General features: G+C 63.3%; 17 protein-coding genes. 9 read left to right on the forward strand and 8 right to left on the reverse strand.

The annotated features are described in order from the left end of the window. Nucleotides 1–166 precede the first annotated feature (166 nt). Both AC0ZZU_RS12345 and AC0ZZU_RS12350 read left to right on the forward strand, forming a co-directional pair. Nucleotides 167–520 carry a DUF3302 domain-containing protein gene (locus AC0ZZU_RS12345; RefSeq protein ID WP_476341007.1) on the forward strand — a complete coding sequence of 118 codons (354 nt, stop codon included), beginning with the start codon at nt 167–169 and terminating at the stop codon, nt 518–520. Between the two features lie 3 nt (nt 521–523). Continuing rightward, complete coding sequence (locus AC0ZZU_RS12350) at nt 524–1483, forward strand: HlyD family secretion protein (RefSeq protein WP_476341009.1); 960 nt, start codon at nt 524–526, stop codon at nt 1481–1483. 23 nt (nt 1484–1506) lie between these two features. Here the strand turns inward: AC0ZZU_RS12350 and AC0ZZU_RS12355 are convergent, their stop codons facing one another. Beyond that, nucleotides 1507–2322, reverse strand: coding sequence for a class I SAM-dependent methyltransferase (locus AC0ZZU_RS12355; protein ID WP_476341010.1), 816 nt, complete (start codon nt 2320–2322; stop codon nt 1507–1509). A gap of 264 nt (nt 2323–2586) precedes the next feature. On the opposite strand from AC0ZZU_RS12355, the gene AC0ZZU_RS12360 reads away from it, so the two are divergent. Continuing rightward, nucleotides 2587–2958 carry a PH domain-containing protein gene (locus AC0ZZU_RS12360; protein ID WP_476341011.1) on the forward strand — a complete coding sequence of 124 codons (372 nt, stop codon included), beginning with the start codon at nt 2587–2589 and terminating at the stop codon, nt 2956–2958. A gap of 116 nt (nt 2959–3074) precedes the next feature. On the opposite strand, the gene AC0ZZU_RS12365 is transcribed toward AC0ZZU_RS12360, so the two are convergent. The 3 genes from AC0ZZU_RS12365 to AC0ZZU_RS12375 all read right to left on the reverse strand — a co-directional run bounded on the left by AC0ZZU_RS12365 (nt 3075) and on the right by AC0ZZU_RS12375 (nt 7280). Next, nucleotides 3075–4265: an MFS transporter gene (locus AC0ZZU_RS12365; RefSeq protein ID WP_476341013.1), complete on the reverse strand. Its 1191-nt coding sequence runs from the start codon at nt 4263–4265 to the stop codon at nt 3075–3077. Nucleotides 4266–4429: 164 nt separating this feature from the next. Then, the gene (locus AC0ZZU_RS12370) at nt 4430–5713 is read right to left on the reverse strand and encodes a Zn-dependent hydrolase (RefSeq protein ID WP_476341015.1); all 1284 of its coding nucleotides are present in this window, start codon (nt 5711–5713) and stop codon (nt 4430–4432) included. Nucleotides 5714–5789: 76 nt separating this feature from the next. Further along, nucleotides 5790–7280, reverse strand: coding sequence for an NCS1 family nucleobase:cation symporter-1 (locus tag AC0ZZU_RS12375; protein WP_476341016.1), 1491 nt, complete (start codon nt 7278–7280; stop codon nt 5790–5792). Nucleotides 7281–7890: 610 nt separating this feature from the next. Between AC0ZZU_RS12375 and hydA the strand changes: the two genes are divergently transcribed. The 3 genes from hydA (at nt 7891) to preA (ending at nt 12099) form a co-directional block, all read left to right on the forward strand. After that, entirely contained in the window at nt 7891–9330 is a 1440-nt protein-coding gene (gene hydA, locus AC0ZZU_RS12380; protein WP_476341017.1) for a dihydropyrimidinase, read from the forward strand. A gap of 126 nt (nt 9331–9456) precedes the next feature. Then, complete coding sequence (locus tag AC0ZZU_RS12385; protein WP_476341019.1) at nt 9457–10824, forward strand: NAD(P)-dependent oxidoreductase; 1368 nt, start codon at nt 9457–9459, stop codon at nt 10822–10824. Then, the gene (preA, locus tag AC0ZZU_RS12390) at nt 10825–12099 is read left to right on the forward strand and encodes an NAD-dependent dihydropyrimidine dehydrogenase subunit PreA (protein WP_158459309.1); all 1275 of its coding nucleotides are present in this window, start codon (nt 10825–10827) and stop codon (nt 12097–12099) included. A 57-nt stretch (nt 12100–12156) separates the two neighbouring features. On the opposite strand, the gene AC0ZZU_RS12395 is transcribed toward preA, so the two are convergent. Together AC0ZZU_RS12395 and AC0ZZU_RS12400 are read right to left on the reverse strand one after the other, a co-directional pair. Beyond that, nucleotides 12157–12777 carry a TetR family transcriptional regulator C-terminal domain-containing protein gene (locus AC0ZZU_RS12395; protein ID WP_476341020.1) on the reverse strand — a complete coding sequence of 207 codons (621 nt, stop codon included), beginning with the start codon at nt 12775–12777 and terminating at the stop codon, nt 12157–12159. Nucleotides 12778–12892: 115 nt separating this feature from the next. After that, entirely contained in the window at nt 12893–15436 is a 2544-nt protein-coding gene (locus AC0ZZU_RS12400) for a patatin-like phospholipase family protein (protein WP_476341022.1), read from the reverse strand. Nucleotides 15437–15566: 130 nt separating this feature from the next. On the opposite strand from AC0ZZU_RS12400, the gene AC0ZZU_RS12405 reads away from it, so the two are divergent. From AC0ZZU_RS12405 to AC0ZZU_RS12415, 3 genes are all read left to right on the forward strand, one after another. Then, the gene (locus AC0ZZU_RS12405) at nt 15567–16994 is read left to right on the forward strand and encodes a hypothetical protein (RefSeq protein WP_476341023.1); all 1428 of its coding nucleotides are present in this window, start codon (nt 15567–15569) and stop codon (nt 16992–16994) included. A 71-nt stretch (nt 16995–17065) separates the two neighbouring features. Further along, nucleotides 17066–17470, forward strand: coding sequence for a response regulator (locus AC0ZZU_RS12410; protein ID WP_476341024.1), 405 nt, complete (start codon nt 17066–17068; stop codon nt 17468–17470). 41 nt (nt 17471–17511) lie between these two features. Further along, entirely contained in the window at nt 17512–18666 is a 1155-nt protein-coding gene (locus AC0ZZU_RS12415; protein WP_476341025.1) for a histidine kinase dimerization/phosphoacceptor domain -containing protein, read from the forward strand. Between the two features lie 9 nt (nt 18667–18675). On the opposite strand, the gene AC0ZZU_RS12420 is transcribed toward AC0ZZU_RS12415, so the two are convergent. Together AC0ZZU_RS12420 and AC0ZZU_RS12425 are read right to left on the reverse strand one after the other, a co-directional pair. Next, on the reverse strand, nt 18676–18858 hold the full coding sequence (locus AC0ZZU_RS12420; RefSeq protein WP_476341027.1) for a DUF1289 domain-containing protein: 183 nt from the start codon (nt 18856–18858) through the stop codon (nt 18676–18678). Nucleotides 18859–18901: 43 nt separating this feature from the next. Further along, a complete protein-coding gene (locus tag AC0ZZU_RS12425) occupies nt 18902–19198 on the reverse strand; it encodes a hypothetical protein (RefSeq protein WP_158459305.1) in 297 nt (98 codons plus the stop codon). Nucleotides 19199–19267 lie beyond the last annotated feature (69 nt).

Raw genomic sequence — 19267 nt, forward strand, 5'->3', positions numbered from 1 at the left:
AATAGGAAACTCGACAGCGGAGCAGGTCAAGCCGGAGGGTCGGTTTCTGACAGTTGCATGCCGTTTGTCAGCCAACGCCCCTGCCGTGTGCGCCGGGTCCAAACTCGTTTAGCCAGCCGTGTGATTCAACTCGTGAAGGCTTACCCCTTCCTCCAGGAGAACGATCATGCTCGATCATATTGCGCTCGGCATTCTCATCTTCGCGGCGCTGGTTCTTTTCTACGGGATCATCGTGCTGCACGACATTCCCTATGAAATCGCCGTACACCGCAATCACCCACACCAGGACGCGATCCACGCAGCGGGTTGGGTGAGCCTGTTCACGCTCCATGCGTTGTGGCCCTTCCTCTGGATCTGGGCGATGTTGTACCGGGAGGATCGGGGCTGGGGGTTTGCGACAGGCAAGCAGATGAGCAGAGGCGAAGCTGAGCTCACACAAGAGCTGGCCGAGTTGCGCCGACGGGTCCAGCGGCTGGAAGATCAAGCAGGACTGGAGTCCCGCGTCGAACGCGGGGTGTGACCCATGGACCTGCTGCTGATCCTGACCTACTCGGCGATCTGCGTGACCATTTTCAAGGTATTCCGCATCCCGCTGAACAAATGGACGGTTCCCACCGCGGTGCTGGGCGGTATCGTGCTGATCGGCACGCTGATCCTGCTGATGAACTACAACCATCCCTACTCGGAAGTGGCGCGCTCCTACTTCGCCTCGGTGCCGGTGATCCCGGTCGTCACCGGTCGGGTGGTCGAAGTGCCCGTGCGCGCCAACACGCGCCTGGAACCGGGAGACGTGCTGTTTCGCATCGATCCCGAACCGTTCCAGAACCGGCTCAAGTCGCTCAAGGCCCAGCAACTGGCGGCGCGGGGCGACCTGTTCAGGATCAACGAGCTGATCAAGCGCAACTTCGGCACTCGCCGCGAGCAGGAAGCGGCCATTGCCCGGGTCGATGACTTGCAGGCACAGATCGACAACGCCCAGTTCGAGCTGGACAACACCGTGGTGCGGGCCCCGAGCCGGGGTTTCGTCACCCATGTTTCGTTGCGCGCCGGGATGATGGCAAGCAAGCTGCCGCTGCGCCCGTCGATGGTGTTCATTCCCGATGACGACCAGTACTTCGCCGCGTGGATGCGGCAGAACAGCCTGTTGCGCCTCACGCCCGGGGATGAAGCCGAGGTCGCGTTCGACGGCATCCCGGGCAGGGTGTTCAAGGGCCGGGTGAAAGATGTCATCACGGTCATAGGCGAAGGCCAGATACAACCCTCCGGCACCCTGATCAGCTACACCGGCCTACCCCCACCCGGCCGGGTTCCGGTGATCATCGAGATCACCGACCCGGACTACGCCCAATACGCCGGGCTCCTGCCAGGCGGCGCCTATGGCCAGGCGGCGCTGTACAGCAAGCATTTCCACCATGTGGCGATCATGCGCAAGATCCTCCTGCGCATGGCGGCATGGATGAACTACCTGTTCCCGTTCCATTGATCTGCCGGCCTGGAAGCCTGTCTTCAGCGTCGCCGGACGACGACTTCGAGGTACTCGCTGGGCACCACCAGCGAGGTGGCGCCCGCCACGTTGTTGTCATCGAGCAACTGGGTCAGGTCTTTCTCCAGGGCGGCGGCCTTGTCACCGTCAAGTGAAGCGAAGGCTTTGTGCACTGGGCCATACCAGGTCCTGAACACCTCGATGAAATGCGCCGCAGAGCGATAACGGAAGTTGAAATGCTGGCGGGTCGCGTTGACCGAGCCAACGGCATCCCCGAACAGCTGGTGCAGCTGCTCTTCATCCCCCCAGCGAGACGGAGGCAGAGCTCCAGCGGGGGGTGGCACATGGCGTCCCAGTGTCTTGAACATCTGGCCAATGAAGCCCTGGGGCGTCCAGTTGGCCAGCCCGATCCTGCCGCCGGGCCGGCATACCCGGATCATTTCCTTGGCGGCCTGTGCCTGGTCGGGAGCGAACATCACGCCGAAGGTGGAAATCACGGCATCGAACGTCCGGTCGTCAAACGGCAACGCTTCAACGTCAGCTGCCTGGAATACCACATTGTTCAGACGTTCGGCCCGCGTGCGCTCTTCACCGCGCTTCAGCAACTCCGGCACGTAGTCGGTAGAGGTCACCTGACAGCCACGCCGCGCGGCGGCCAGGGTGGCGTTGCCGTTGCCGGCAGCGACATCCAGCACCTGTTCGTCCCAGCGCAGGTCGCAGGCCTCGGCCAGTCGTTCGCCGACCAGCTGCAAGGTCGTGCCAATCACGGCGTAGTCACCGCTGGCCCATGCCGCTTGCTGGCGGGCCTTCAATGCTTTCAGATCCAAGGGTGTGCTCATGGCGTGCACCTGATGTTATCCGCGCGGCCGTCATCCCTCGGGCGGTCTGCGCGCCATAGGTTGATGAGAGGGTCTGGCCCGTTCGGCGGGTGGGCCGAGAGAGGCCACCGATTAGCTAAGCGCCAAGCGGCCAGATGGGCAAGCGCTGAAGAGGACTGTGGAAGACGAGTTGGATATATGCATATAACCGTGACCGATAAGGTGAGCGCGGCCTACAATCGACGGCGCAGGATAACGCCATTCGATATCAGGGACTTTTCGGACATGATCGACTTCAACAACAAAGGTTTCTTCAAGCTGAAGCAGAACGACGAGTACGCCGAACGCGTCACGGCTTTGTTGCTGGACGACGAAAAGGTGATCGATGCCTACAAGTCCATGCGGGACGGTGTGGTATTCACCAACAAGCGGATCATCGCAGTCAACGTTCAAGGCATCACCGGGAGCAAGAAGGATTTCACCTCCCTGCCCTACAAGAACATCGTCGCATACTCGGTGGAAACGTCAGGCACGTTCGATCTTGATTCAGAGCTGGAAATCTATTTTTCGTCGTTGGGCAAGGTCAAGTTCGAGTTTACCGGCAGGACTGCCATCGTCGAGATTTCCCGGCTTATTTCAAAGCAACTGCTGGGATGAGCGAGTGCCGGGGAAAAGGCGTGGCAGACATCAGCAGTGTTCACGATTCTCCCGTGCCGTGCCTGTCCAGTGGGATTTGAGGGCCCACTGGTTCCGCGTCGGCTCAAGCCATGGACTTATCGGCGGGCGCCCAACCGGCCGACCACAGGTACCAGCACCACCGCCAGCATCGCTATTCCAGCTGCCACATACCCCAGCGACTCCACCCCCAGCGCCGGGATGACCAACCCGCCAATCACCGCTCCAAGCCCGATACCCGCGTTCGCAGCAGACACATTCGTCGTGCCAGCCAGTGCCTGGGAGTGCGTCACCGACCCCATCACCCGCACCTGGCAAATCGGATAGAGCGCGGTATTGGCCACACCCCACAGTGCCAGCGCCGCGCAAAGCGCAATCGGCCAACCTGCCAGTGGTGCAATCGCCGCCATGCCCAGGGCCAGCAGCACCAGGAACAGTGCAGTCGCCTTGAGCGGCGCCCGGCCTACTACCCGGCCACCCAGCCAGTTGCCGACCAGGCCGATAGCGCCGAAGCCCATCAACCACCAGCCCACCAGGTCAGGGGCGACGCCAGCAAGCCGCTCGAGAATATCCGCCAGATAGGTATAGGCGGTGAACATGGCGGTGAAGACCACCACCGACAATGCCACATTGCCAAGGAAATACGGCTCGCGGTAGATCCGTGCCTGGCTGGCGAAGTCCAGGCGCGGCGTGCGTGCTACCCGCGGCATCCAGGCCAGCATGGCCAGGGCCATCAGCAGCGACAGGGCTGCCAGCGCCCAGAACGCACCACGCCAGCCGATGGCGTTGGCGGCCAGCGTGCCCAGCGGAATGCCCAGCAGCAATGCAGCGGAGATGCCCAGGTAAACCCGGGCAATGGCCTGGCCGGAGCGGCCGGGACCGGCCATGCTGGCTGCCGTTTCGCTCGCCGTGCCCCAGAACACCGGCAGTGCCAGCGCTGGCAGGAAGCGCGCCACGCCCAGCACCCACACGTTCGGCGCTACCGCTGCAAGCGCATTGGAGAAGGCGAACAGCACGAGGATGCCGACGAACAGGCGGCGGCGGTCAAGGTGCGCCAGGGCCGCCGTCAAGGGTGGGCCGGCGACCATCACGGTGAAGGCGAACAGGGTCACCAGCTGTCCGGCAGCGGAAATCGACAGGTCCAGGTCTCGTGACAGCGCGGGCAGAAGGCCAACGATGAGGAACTCGGTGGTGACAATCAGGAAGGCCGAGATGGCCAGGATCAGGCTACCGACAGTCGCGCGGCGAGCGCTGACTGGCGATGCGACAGGATTTTCGAACGCGGTCATGCAGATGGATCCTCAATTTAGCGGACGCCATCTTATTCGTTCTGGTGATTCCTATTGGTGGCATTTATTCACATCACTGTGGAATTGATTTCACAGGATGCGCCAAGCGAGCTCCGGGAGGAGGCCGCACGCCGGCATACAGGGCCGGCGGCGGCTCTGGATGATCACGCCGCCAATCGTCCCTCCGCTATCGCCTCTGAAGCCGCCAGCATCGCCCTCAGCAATACCGCGCAACCGGCCGCCAGGTCCTGCGGCGTGGCGTTTTCGATTTCGTTATGGCTGATTCCCCCCTCACAGGGCACGAATATCATCCCCGCTGGCCCCAGTTCGGCGAGGAAGATGGCGTCATGCCCTGCTCCGCTGACGATGTCCATGTGCGCCAGGCCGAGGGCATGCGCGGACGCGCGCACGGCATCGACGCAACCTGGGTCGAAGTACAGCGCGGGGAAGTTGGCCGTGGGCGTGAGCTCGTGGCTGAGGCTATGCTTGGCGCAGGTGGCGTCGATCACGGCACGCACTTCACTGATCATCGCGTCGAGGTGGTCGCCCTCAAGGTGGCGGAAATCCAGGGTCATGCGCACTTCGCCGGGGATCACGTTTCGCGAACCGGGGTAGGCCTGCAGGCAACCGACCGTGCCGCAAGCGTGGGGCTGATGGCCGAGCGCCGCACGGTTCACCGCTTCGACCACGGCGGCGGCGCCGACCAGGGCGTCCTTGCGCAGGTGCATGGGGGTCGGGCCGGCGTGGGCCTCGACGCCGCGCAGGGTCAGGTCGAACCATTTCTGCCCGAGGGCCCCAAGCACCACGCCAATGGTCTTGGCTTCGTCCTCGAGAATGGGTCCTTGCTCGATATGCGCCTCGAAGTAGGCGCCGACGGGATGTCCGAGCACGGCCCGCGCTCCGGCATAGCCAATGGAACTCAACGCTTCGCCGACAGTGACGCCCTCGGCATCGGTCTTGGCCAGGGTCTCCTCAAGCGTGAATTTGCCGGCGAACACGCCTGAGCCCATCATGCAGGGCGCGAAGCGCGAGCCTTCCTCGTTGGTCCACACCACCACTTCGAGCGGCGCCTCGGTTTCCAGGCCCAGATCGTTGAGGGTGCGGATCACCTCCAGCCCCGCCATCACCCCATAGCAGCCGTCGAACTTGCCGCCAGTAGGTTGTGTGTCGATGTGGCTGCCCGTCATCACGGGCGGCAGGTTGGGATTGCGTCCGGGGCGTCGGGCAAAGATGTTGCCGACCGCGTCGACGCTGACGCTGCAACCGGCCGCTTCGCACCACTGCACGAACAGGTCACGGGCCTGGCGGTCAAGGTCGGTCAGTGCCAGACGGCAGACGCCGCCCTTGGCCGTGGCGCCGAGGCGCGCGAGGTCCATCAGCGATTGCCACAGGCGCGCGCTGTCGACGTGGTGTTCGGTGGAGTGCAGGACTTGCTGGGCGGGACTCATGGGGTGTCTCCTCAGGCGGTTATTGTCTGCATGTCGTTGTTTTCATGAAGCCGCGCCGGTGACGCGGCCGTGAACGTCAGGGAAGCGGCTTGACCAGACGTGCCGGGCTGCGCGCCGCCAGGGCACCGAGCACGTAGTACAGTGCCCCGCCCAACAGCGAGCCGGTGAACCAGCCGTAGTCGTAGAACCAGCTGAAGCTGCTGTTGCCTATCGACATGACGGTAAGCCCCACCGGCAGTCCGAAGGCGGCGAATCCCGCCCAGTTCCAGGCCGGGTAGACGTCGTCGCGGTACAAACCGGCAAGGTCCAGGCGCTGCCGGCGGATCAGGAAGTAGTCCACCACCATGATCCCGGCGATCGGCCCGAGCAGGCTCGAGTAGCCCAGTAGCCAGTTGGAATAGACGCTTTCAAGGCTCAGGTCGGAAACGATCCAGCCAAGCTTTTTCAACAGCTCATGGCCCATCAGCGCCAGGCCGATGAAACCGGTGAGCCAGACCGCGCGGCTGCGCCCGATCAGCCTGGGTGCGATGTTCTGGAAATCGTTGGTTGGCGAGACGATGTTCGCCGCCGTGTTGGTCGACAGCGTGGCGATGACGATCAAGGCCATGGCCAGCGCTACCCATCCCGGACTCTGGATACGGCCGATCAGGCTCACCGGGTCGGACACCGTTTCGCCCACCAGCGAGGCCGACGCCGCGGTCAGCACCACCCCCAGGGATGCGAACAGGAACATGGTCAGTGGCAGCCCAAGGATCTGCCCGAGGATCTGGTCCTTCTGGCTCTTGGCATAACGGCTGAAATCGGGAATGTTGAGCGACAGCGTCGCCCAGAAACCGACCATGGCGGTAAGGCCCGCGCAGAAGTAGCCGACCACGCTGGCGCCCTCGGGACGCTTGGGCGGCTGGGCCAGCAGTTCGGTCATCGACATGTGCGGCAATGCCCACAGCAGCAGGCCGAAACCGACCGCCACCAGCAATGGCGCAGACAGCACTTCGAGCCACTTGATTGACTCCGCGCCGCGCAGCACCACCCACAGGTTGAGCGCCCAGAACAGCATGAAGCCGATGACCTCACCCGTACCGCCGAGCGCCTTCCAGTCGTCGAACACCGAACCCAGGAACAGGTGGATGGCCAGGCCGCCGAACATGGTCTGGATACCGAACCAGCCACAGGCCACCACCGCGCGGATCAGGCACGGCACGTTGGAGCCGAGGATGCCGAACGATGAGCGCAGCAACACCGGAAACGGGATGCCGTACTTGGTACCGGGAAAGGCGTTGAGCGTCAGCGGGATCAGCACGATGAGGTTGGCCACCAGGATCGCCAGCAGCGCCTCGCCCACGCTCAGGCCGAAGTAGGCTGTCAGCACGCCGCCGAGAGTGTAGGTGGGCACGCAGATGGACATCCCCACCCACAGGGCCGTGATGTGCCATTTGTTCCAGGTGCGCTGGTGCACCTTGGTGGGCGCGATGTCGTGGTTGTAGCGAGGGCTGTCGAGGACATCGCTGCCCGCGGACAACTCATACAACCCGTCCTGCTCGATCACCTGCGATCTGCTCTGTTGCATGGGGCCTTCTCCAGATTTTTCTAGTTGTTTGCTCATCGGGCTAACGCGATGGCCGGAGTGCACACACCACCAGTACTCCTCCTCCGGTCCGGCCTGGCGGTTGCGACCGCACTCAATAAGCGTGCCGGGTCGACCGAAGCCGTCCCGCATGGCCGTCGCCAACCGGAGGTAACTCACTGATCTTTCGACGCATTCTTCTGCAACAGGGCAGTTGCTGGCGGTCTCCCTGGTCCGCCATGAGCCTGGCCGGCACGCCACGGCAGGTTTCAATCTGGTGCAGCGCTGATTTTTTCACCGTCGCCCGCGCCTCGAAGGCAGGTTTCAAACGACTGATTTTGCATGGAAAATCTCGTTCAAATTCGCATCTTGTCAAGTGCGTCAAAATGGTGAGAGGCCTCACCATTTTAGCTCTTTATGTTTTAAATCCTTATAATTCAATAAGTTATAATTTGAATAAGCTTATAAAATATTTTCTTGATCATTATCCGATCAGCATCTAGATTTCATTCTTGTCAGGCCTGACAGGATTGCATCTTTCCTCCTCCAGCCGCTGACACGAGCATAATTTCAAGAACCGGCCAAGACCGGTCAGCCTGCGAGGAAAAACGGCATGTCTCTGTTGATCCGTGGCGCCACCGTGGTTACCCATGAAGAAAGTTTCCGCGCCGATGTCCTGTGCGCCGACGGCCTGATCCGCGCCATCGGTGAACACCTCGACCCCCCCGCCGGCTGCGAGATTCTCGACGGCAGCGGCCAGTACCTGATGCCCGGCGGCATCGATCCTCATACCCACATGCAGTTGCCCTTCATGGGCACCGTGGCCAGCGATGACTTTTTCAGCGGTACCGCTGCGGGTCTTGCCGGGGGCACTACCTCGATCATCGACTTCGTGATCCCCAATCCGCAGCAGTCGCTGCTGGAGGCCTTTCATACGTGGCGCGGCTGGGCGCAGAAGTCGGCCTCCGACTACGGGTTTCATGTCGCCGTCACCTGGTGGAGCGAGCAGGTGGCCGAGGAAATGGGTGAGCTGGTAGCGAACCATGGAGTGAACAGCTTCAAGCACTTCATGGCCTACAAGAACGCCATCATGGCCGCTGACGACACCTTGGTTGCCAGCTTCGAGCGTTGCCTGCACTTGGGCGCGGTGCCGACCGTGCATGCGGAAAACGGCGAGCTGGTCTACCACCTGCAGCAGAAACTGCTTGCACAGGGCCTGACCGGGCCCGAAGCCCACCCGCTGTCGCGCCCGCCGCAGGTCGAGGGGGAAGCCGCCAGCCGTGCCATCCGCATTGCCGAAACCCTCGGTACACCCGTGTACCTGGTGCATGTGTCTACCCGTGAGGCACTGGACGAGATCACCTACGCCCGGGCCAAGGGCCAGCCGGTGTATGGAGAAGTGCTGCCCGGTCACCTGCTGATCGACGACAGCGTCTACCGCAACCCGGACTGGGCCACCGCCGCCGGCTACGTGATGAGCCCTCCGTTTCGCCCGCGCGAGCATCAGGAGGCGCTGTGGCGGGGGTTGCAGTCAGGCAACCTGCACACCACCGCCACCGACCACTGCTGTTTCTGCGCCGAGCAGAAGGCGGCCGGGCGCAATGATTTCAGCCGCATTCCCAATGGCACTGCCGGCATCGAGGACCGCATGGCGGTGCTCTGGGACGCCGGGGTCAATTCCGGGCGCCTGTCGATGCACGAGTTTGTCGCGCTGACGTCCACCAACACCGCGAAGATCTTCAACCTGTTCCCGCGCAAGGGCGCCATCCGTGTCGGCGCCGATGCCGACCTGGTGCTCTGGGACCCGCAGGGCACGCGGATAATCTCGGCCCAGACGCACCATCAGCGGGTCGACTTCAACATCTTCGAGGGCCGCACGGTGCACGGGGTCCCGAGCCATACCATCAGCCAGGGCCGCGTGGTCTGGGCCGATGGCGACCTGCGCGCCGAACCCGGCGCCGGCCGCTACATCGAGCGCCCGGCCTATCCCTCGGTGTACGAGGTGCTGAGCCGACGCGCCGAGTTGCAGCGCCCGACCCCCGTCAGCCGCTGATCCATCCGCAATGCCGCACCGGCCCGCAGAGGCCGGACGGCGCCGTATTGCCGTTGACTGCCGTCACCCAGAACGGACAGCGCCCGTGATGGCCGCGAGTCCAACAAGAAAAGAGAGGCTACAACCGTGATCGATGCCCTGAACCACTTGCCGCGCCCCAGGGCCGGCGCCGACCAGCTGGCCGAGCGCTTCGGCGACCTCGCCCCTCCCCTCACCGCCCGCCAGGCCGCCCTCGAGAGCGCGCGCTGCCTGTATTGCTTCGATGCGCCTTGCATCAATGCATGCCCCAGCGAGATCGACATCCCTTCGTTCATCCACCGCATCAGCGACGAGAACCTCCAGGGCGCTGCCGAACGCATCCTCTCGGCGAACATCCTGGGCGGCAGCTGCGCCCGGGTCTGCCCGACGGAGATCCTGTGCCAGCAGGCCTGCGTGCGCAACAACGCCCAGGAATGCGCGCCCGTGCTCATCGGCCAGTTGCAGCGCTACGCGCTGGACAACGCCGCCTTCACCGAGCATCCATTCACGCGCTCCCCCGCCACCGGCAAGCGTATCGCCGTGGTTGGCGCTGGCCCTGCCGGGCTGTCCTGTGCCCACCGCCTGGCCATGCAGGGTCATGAGGTGGTGATCTTCGAAGCCCGGGAAAAAGCCGGCGGCCTCAATGAATATGGTATTGCCCGCTACAAGCTGGTGGACGACTACGCCCAGCGCGAGGTGGAGTTCCTGCTCGGGATCGGCGGTATCGAGATCCGTCACGGCCTGCGCCTGGGCAGCAATCTGAACCTGGGCGAACTGCACCAGCAGTACGATGCGGTGTTCCTGGGCCTGGGCCTGAACGCCGTGCGCCAGCTGGGCCTCGCGGACGAAGAGGCACCGGGCATGATGGCCGCCACCGACTACATCCGCGAGCTGCGCCAGGCGGACGACCTGACTCGACTGCCGCTGGCCGACCGCTGCCTGGTGATCGGCGCGGGCAACACGGCCATCGACATGGCCGTGCAGATGAGCCGCCTGGGTGCGCGCGACGTCAACCTTGTGTACCGGCGCGGTGCCGAGGACATGGGCGCGACCGGCCACGAACAGGACATTGCCAAGGCCAACCAGGTACGCCTGCACACCTGGGCGCGCCCGGATGCCGTGCTGCTGGACGACAGCGGCCGGGTGCGCGGCATGCGCTTTGCCCGCACGCTGTTGGCCGAGGGTCGCCTGTGCGACAGCGGCGAGACCTTCGAACTGGCCGCCGACGCTATCTTCAAGGCCATCGGCCAGCGCTTCGACGATGCCAGCCTTGCCGACCCGCTGGCCGCGCAGCTGGCCCGGGATGGCGAACGCATCCGCGTCGATGCATGCATGCGCACCAGCGTGCCAGGCATCTATGCCGGCGGCGACTGCACCGCGCTGGGCCAGGACCTGACCGTCCAGGCCGTACAACACGGCAAGCTGGCCGCTCAGGCCATCCATGCCGAACTCATGCTCAACGTGGAGGCAGCATAAATGGCCGACCTGTCCATCGTATTTGCCGGCATCAAGGCACCCAACCCGTTCTGGCTGGCCTCCGCGCCGCCGACCGACAAGGCCTACAACGTGGTCCGCGCCTTCGAAGCCGGCTGGGGCGGCGTGGTCTGGAAGACGCTGGGCGAGGATCCGGCCGCAGTCAACGTGTCGTCGCGCTACTCGGCGCACTTTGGCGCCAACCGGCTGGTGCAAGGGATCAACAACATCGAGCTGATCACCGACCGCTCGCTCGAGATCAATCTGCGCGAAATTACCCAGGTGAAAAAGGACTGGCCTGACCGCGCGCTGATCGTGTCGCTGATGGTGCCGTGTGTGGAGGAGTCCTGGAAATTCATCCTGCCGTTGGTCGAAGCCACCGGCGCCGATGGCATCGAGCTGAACTTCGGCTGCCCCCATGGCATGCCGGAACGCGGCATGGGCGCCGCCGTTGGCCAGGTGCCCGAATACGTGGAGATGGTCACCCGCTGGTGCAAGACCCATTGCTCGCTGCCGGTGATCGTCAAGCTGACCCCCAACATCACCGATGTGCGTCTGTCGGCACGCGCGGCCCATCGCGGGGGCGCGGATGCGGTGTCGCTGATCAACACCATCAACTCGATCACCAGCGTCGACCTCGACCGCATGGTGGCCCACCCCATCGTCGGCGACCAGAGCACACATGGCGGCTATTGCGGCTCGGCGGTCAAGCCGATCGCCCTGAACATGGTCGCCGAGATCGCCCGTGACCCGCAGACCCGCGGCCTGCCGATCTGCGGTATCGGCGGCATCGGCAACTGGCGCGACGCCGCCGAGTTCGTCGCCCTGGGCTGCGGCGCGGTACAAGTGTGCACGGCGGCGATGCTGCACGGCTTTCGCATTGTCGACGACATGAAGGACGGGCTGTCGCGCTGGATGGACCAGCACGGCCACCGTAGCCTGGAGGCCTTCCGCGGCTTGGCGGTGGGGCACACCACCGACTGGAAGTACCTCGATATCAACTACAAGGTGATTGCCCAGATCGACCAGGACGCCTGTATCGGCTGTGGCCGTTGCCATATTGCCTGCGAAGACACCTCGCACCAGGCCATCGCCAGCCTCCCGCGCGCCGATGGCACCCATGTCTACAGTGTGATCGAGGATGAGTGCGTGGGCTGCAACCTGTGCCAGATCACCTGCCCGGTGGAGAACTGCATCGACATGGTGGCGCAGGAGACCGGCAAGCCTTATCTCAACTGGACGCAGGATCCACGTAATCCATACCGCGAGGCGAGCTGACCGTTCTGTTTGGGGCGCGCTCCGCTGCGTGCGCAGCGGAGCGCGCCAGGCAGGACCTCATGGCTCGAGCCCGATACCGCGCAGGATGACGCTCGTCACCGTCTGCACCGCGCTTTCGAACGCCATGTCCGACAGCGGCTCGCCTCCATTGAGCAACGCTACCTGATACCCGAAGTCGGCATAGTGCTGGGTCGATGCCCAGATCATGTACAGCAGCGCCGAGGGTTCGACCGGCAGAATGCGCTTGTCCTCCACCCAGGCGCGGATCTTGGCTTCCTTGAGTTGCGCCCAGGGCACCAGGCTCTCATCGAGGCCGACGGCCAGCAGCGGCGCGCCATGCAGCATCTCCTCGGCCCAGATCTTGGAGCCCAGGGGCCGCGAGCGTGAATGGCTCATCTTTGCCCGGATATAGCTGGTGAGCACCACGCGCGGGTCGTCGAAGCACTCGAAGCACAGCGCGTCCTGCTTCCACACTTCCAGCAGGTCCTGCAGCACCGCGCGGTACAGTTCATCCTTGGTACTGAAATAATAATGCAGGTTGGAGCGCGGCAGCTCGGCCTGCTCCGCAATGTCGCCCATCGACGTGGCGCCATAGCCCTTTTCGGCGAACACCTTCTCGGCGGCCTGCAGAATCTTCTCGACGTTACGCCGGCGAATCTCGATCTTGTGGTTGGCCATTGCCTGTCCAATACATCCCAAACCTGGCAAGGCTAACAGTTTTGCATGGGGCGCAGTGAAGGGTTTGGCGGGGCGGCCACAGATGCGTTGAGCGTAACGACCCACCCGCTGAACCTCACCGCAGATCCAGGTAATGCCACAACGCGTTGCTCACCGGATTCGCCATGCCCTGGGCCCCGAACACCATGCGGGCGATGCCCAGCCCTGACTGGCGATAGCTTTCGAACTGCGCCTCGTCGAAAAATTGATCGGCGGTGGTCTGGTTGGGAAAGGTTTCGTTGGCCAGGGCGTAGTTGAGGACATCCGGCGACAGCGTGGGGATCAAGCGTGGCTTGAGTACCAGAATCCGGCACCGTGGCGAGGGTGACTCGGCCTGGCCGGCCATATCGAACACCTCAAGCAGCAGCGCGCACTTCCTGCTGCCCTGTTCCGCGGGATCCTGGAAGTCGCGGATGCTGCCGAACACCTGGCCGAGCACCGGATGGTTCACCACATCATGGTCCTCCCTGATTTCCAGTTGCTGGTCGATCCGGGCGAGCCGCACCAGGTTGGTAAGGTCATTGAACTGGTAGGCGGGATCGCAACCGCTGTCACACACCACGATCAGCTCGATGTCACGCTCGCGGCGCACCAGTTCATACGCGCCGGTGTTCTCGAAATGTCCGCCGTCGGACAGGTACTGCAAGTCTCGGCGATGCCCATGGAAATGGGCTGTCAGTTCATAGAAGAGGTACGACTGAGTGGGAAAGCGACGCACCCAGCGTGGGTCCTTGAGGATGTACCGCGCTTGCCCCTTGTCCAGGAACTGGCTGGACCACCAGACCCCGAGCCTCACATTGGCCAGCCCCAGTGCCAACGACAGCCCCAGGCTGGTGGTACGCCCCGACCCGGTGGTAATGGCGGCGCCGGAGGTCCCGATCCATTGGCCCAGGGTAAGCGGGAGCATGATTTCGGAAGCGCGCCCTGGAGTCGGATCACGCTCATGGCTCACGCCATCGAGCATGAAGCTTGTCGACCGTGCCCCATTCGCCGTCCAACCGTGGGGCGCCAGGCACAGGGGCTTGCCCTTGCGATCCCGCTGGACGAGCTGCTCGGCAGGGTCCACGGTCAGGTTCATGGTGACATTGATCAGGTGCAGCGGACCGGCGGTCTCGGTGCCGTAGTAGGCATCCAGGGCAATATCGTCATCGGGCAGTGGCTCGGCAACGCTCAATTCCTTGCCACCCCTGGAACCGGAGAAGCGACGTCCGTTGGATGCGCCCAGGTAAGCGCGGGTGAGACGCGACGCATAGAACGTGTGAAGCGAGGAAAGATTGAGAAAACCGACAAACCTGCCTGCCACGAAGGTAAGCACCAGCGCCAGAGCCCCCAGCACCCATAGCCTTGGAGCACCATGGGAATTCAGCGACAGATCGCTGCCATCGGTCGCGACCCACAGCACGATCAAGGCCCACGTGAGGCACACGGCGATGCCTACCACGGTGCCGCCGATCAACGCCAGCACGTCCCTCGGCAATTTCTGCAGCCAGCCCGGCAGGGATTTTTCATCCGTGACCAGCGCCAGATGACGTACCAGCCAGATCAGCACCGGCAGCCCGCCGAATGTCGCGGCCCCGAACTGCTGGAAGAGGAAACTGTAGAGGGCTTGCGCCAACGCTGCCATGCTCGCGAGGAACAACAACGTTGCCACCGTGATGATCGCATTGCCCAGGTAACGGGTCACCAGCACGCGATAGGTACGCAGGGTGCCACCCGCACCGGTTGATGAGAGACTGCGCACCAGCAGCGAGGTGATGACCAGGCCCGCCCCGGCAATAAGGGCGAAGCACAGGGTCAACAGCCCGACCTTGGGTGAGTCACCCGTGCGCCAGGCGAGCAGACCCACAACCACGAGCGCAAGGGTGATACCAACCGTGGCCCAGTACGATAGGTTGTTCAGCCTAGGGGGCTCATTCAGGCTCAGGTGCGGGATAACCAGCCAGTACGCCAGGGTGCAGGGCAATGCCAGCGTCACCAGCGCGAGCAAGGGCAGGACGAACAGGTTGATGCCCAGTATCGCCTGGAGCAGAAACAGCAGGCACAGCGCCAACAGTATCGGCATGCCGATCACGAAGTGCAGCGACAGCCAGTTTCGCCAGGTCATCGCCAGTACGTAGAAACTATCCCCGCCCCCGGTTGGCGTCAGATAACGTCCGTTTTCCCGAAGCCAGGCACCAGGCCCTCGGCCGACCGGGCCGGTGGAATAATCCTCGGCGGTGCTGATCTTGCCGGGCGGCTCGTGCTGCAACACTGCACAGGCATCCCGCGCCGCGTCGGCGGGTGACTGCGACGGCTGCCCCACTGCGGTGCCGCGCAGCCGGTTGGGCAGAAACAGACTCGAATAGAAGCTGCCGATGTAACCGCCACCGCTGACCGTCGACAGGTAATCGAATCGCGCGAGCAGTGGCTGTTCCTCGGATTGATCGTTGCAGCGGGTCCGGGCCAGCGCTTGCAGCACACCCAGGCAGAAGGTCGCGCTGCGGATGCCCCCGCCGGAAAGCGCCAGCCCCCAAGGTCGGCCGGACCTCAGGGCGGCCTGGTAGACAGGAAGGCCAAGCAGCTCGCGACGCTTGGTGATGCGCTCGCGCTCCGCATCGTATTGCTCGGTCTCGGTGGACATCTGCACCTGCCCCCTCAGCTCGCGTGGGTACCGGGCAAGTAAAGCACCCAGAGCACGCCGCGCCAGAGTCCTGCTAACGTTCCTGGAGGGATTTCTGACAGCAGTAAAACCCACCTCATAGGCACCGATCATGAGGATTCTCCCCACGGCCCTGTTCTTGAGCCTCCCGATCGCCCTTGCCGGCTGCGCGCAGTATGGCCCCTACCGAACGTCGCCAACCCTCTGCGAAGGCACTGCCACCGCCTGTACCACCTCGATGCTCTACCGTCACAAGGAGCCGGGCCAGAGCACGTTCGACTATTCCCTGGGGTTCGTCGAATTCAACGATCAGGGCGATCCCTGGCCAGCGCCTGGTGCTGAGCAGCAGCGAGCCGTGGTGCTCGACTATCTCGAGCGCCAGGCCGCTCATCAGGATTTGCTCATGGTGGTGTTCGTCCATGGCTGGCACCACTCGGCCAAAGGGCAGGACCCGGACCTGCTGGCACTGCGCCAGGATTCACGGGACGGCAACGTGAAAACCTTCCAGAGCGTGCTCCAGAGCCTTGCCCGAGGTGAGCGCAGGCAGGCCCTGGCGCAAGGCCGTGCGGCCCGCGAGGTGGCTGGGATCTATGTGGGCTGGCGCGGCGAGTCCATCACGCTGAAGGTCCTGAACAACCTGACGTTCTGGGACCGCAAGAATACGGCTGCGCAGGTTGGCCACGGTGGTGTGACCGAGCTCTTGAGCCGTCTGGAACTGATCAAGCGCACCCAGGACAGCAAGGCCCGGGACGCGGCTGCCAAGCCTGCCGTTCCAGAGACGATGGCGATGCCTGCTACCGGTTGCGATCGCCTGGTCGCCTCCGGCCAGGCCATCACCAGCCAGACCAAGCTGGTGGTGGTAGGCCACAGCTTCGGCGGCCTCGTGGTGCAGTCAGCCGTCGGCCAGATCCTCGAGGACCGCGCCGTGCGCACAAAAGGCGGTGACTATGGCTGCCAACTCGACGTGGAGGGTTTCGGCAACCTGGTGGTGCTGATCAACCCGGCGTTCGAGGCCCAGCGTTATTCGGTCATTCACAACCTGGCGGCCACACGCACCTTCTACCCTCCCGAGCAGTTGCCGGTGGAACTGATACTCACCTCTCGATCGGATGACGCGACCCGGTACCTGTTCCCTATGGGCCGGTATGTTTCCACCGTCTTCGACCGCAACGGCTGGGATCAGCAAAACGTCACGGCAGTGGGGCATTTCAAGCCCTACATCACCCACACCCTCACCCGGCAGGCCAGCCCTCCTGGCGTCACCTTGCAGCAGGCATGGCTTGACGAGTCCAAACCCGATCGGGAGATCTGCGTGGCAGGCCTGACCCTGACCCGCGAACAGCTTAGCGAGCGCAACCCTTATCTGAACGTCAGCGTTGCCGGCGACCTCATCGAGGGACACAACGACATCGGCGAGCCGCGGATCATCGAGTTCATCAAGCAGATGATCCTGCTGTCGTCACTGCCGGACAAGGAGCGCAAGGAGGCAACGGGGGTCATCGATCCGAGGTGTGCAGCGGGGCCTTACAGCGGCCAGTGAATTTCCACGGCGCACCGATGTCGTAATGATGTCGCATCTCCTATCCCTGTCTTTTTTTTCAAGATGTCCGAATGAACGATCTGATCCAAGCCCAGCACAGCCCCGCCATTCTGCTTGTCGAAGATGAGCCTGCCATTCGCGAGCTGTTGGTCTTCGCCTTGGAGGACATGGGCGCGATCGTCGAGGCGGTTGCCACCGCTGATGAAGGTCTGACGAGACTGCAGGAATATCCCTGGACCCTGCTGCTGACCGATGTGCAGACCCCCGGCAGGCTCGACGGATTGCAACTGGCCTGGGCAGCCCATGAACGGACTCCGCAAATGCGCATTGTCGTCATGAGCGGTTATCATGAGCGGATGGCCGCTCCGCTGCCTGAGCACGCTGTTTTCCTGCCCAAGCCCTGGTCTATCGACGCGTTCTACACGACCATCAACGCACAGCTCGGATGCTACGCCTCACTTCAGCCAGCGGCCTGATGACTCAACGCCTTTGCAGGCTGCCCATTGCGAGTGAACCCATGCAGCTTGACCCTGCCGCTGACGAGCCCTCTTCTCCACAACGCCTGGCGGCCCTGAGAAGCTACGGGGTTCTCGATACCCCGCGGGAAGCTGATTTTGACGAGCTTGTCGGCTTGGCGGCGAGAATCTGCGGCACCCCCATTTCCGTGGTCAACCTTATCGAGGATGACCGCCAGTGGTTCAAGGCCGAGGTAGGCCTCGGCATCCGTGAAACTCCGCTGGATGTGTCGATCTGCCGTCATGTGCTGCTGCAGCCAGGCATCACGGTGATACCCGACCTGCTGGCTGACCCACGCATGTGCCTGAATCCACTGGTTACCGCCGATCAGGGCCTGCGTTTCTACGCCGGCTGCCTGCTGAAGACCCCCGAAGGCCATGGCATCGGCACGCTTTGCGTGCTGGACCACCAACCTCGCGCGCTGAACGACGACCAGCTCCACGCGCTGGCCATCCTGGCCAACCAGGTCATGGGCCAGATGGAACTGCGCCGCACCATCAGCCAGAAAACCCAACTGGTCGAGCAGCAGCAGACGCTGCTGGCGCAGCAAGAGATGTTGCTCAAGGAAATCCACCACAGGACCAAGAACAACCTGCAGCTGATCATTGGCCTGATCGAATTGCAGCTGCGCAAGATGGAGGGGCAGGAAGCCCGCACGGCATTATCGGATATCTCGCGCCGGATCATGAGCATCGCGGCCGTCCATGAAAAGCTCTACCAGACGGATCTCATCGATACGGTCGATGCCGGGGTGTACCTGCGCACCGTGGTGCAAGGCATCACGGCGACGGCGCCCGCTTCCGCGTCCCTGGTGCTGGACATGGCTTCGGTATTGCTGCCGATGGACCTGGCCATCCCCTTGGCGCTCATCGTCAACGAGTTGGTAACCAACGCACTCAAATATGCGTACGAAGAACCTTCATCAGGCCCGATCACTGTCCGTCTCGCACCCATCGACGGCCTCTGGCGTCTATCCGTCATCGACTCCGGCAAGGGCCTGCCCGCGGACTTTTCCCCGCTCCGGTCCAGATCGCTGGGCATGAAAATCATCGGGTCGCTGACGCGGCAACTGAAGGGCGAACTCAAGTTCATCGATAACCGGCCTGGGCTGGAATGCAGGCTGACCTTTGCTGCGGAATGCGCGGACGAGCTATAAGCGACGGCCTTACCGCTTGGCTTTCTTCAATGCCTTCAGACGGGCCTTGGCCTTGTGCACGACTTCGATCCGCTCGGACTTCTTCATCTTCTTCCATTTGCGGATGTCATCCTTGCTCCGCCCGCAGCCCACGCACACGTCATCGCGGATCTTGCACTTGGAAGTGCATGGGTTTTCTACCTCTTTCGACAAAACGCAGGTTCCTCCCTCAAGTGAGGCGCACCGTGGGCCAGGATCATTTGCACTTCGCCAGCACGACCTGACACGTCTTGGGCGTGCCCCCCGAGCGGCCGGCGTAGCGCATGCAGTTTGCCATGGATTTCTGCCGCGCCACGCTCAGGGAGGAACCCCAGGCCAGGCCACCTTCACCGGCGGTGGGCACGGCCTTGGCGTAACAGGCCGACCCCAGGGTGGAGGCCGCGTAGCGAGCGGTGTGTGGCTTGCTGGAGCATCCTGCTACCAGGGCGAGGTTGAGGGCGAGCAGGGAAGGCAGAACCCATGCCGAGCAGTGGCGTGCTGTTTTTCTGGTCATCCCGATTCCCCTGTATCAGCAGGCAAGAGGTGTGGTTGCTACTCATCATAGACGTCCGTTGGGGTTCAT

This window comes from Pseudomonas sp. JE3303 (assembly GCF_056312565.1).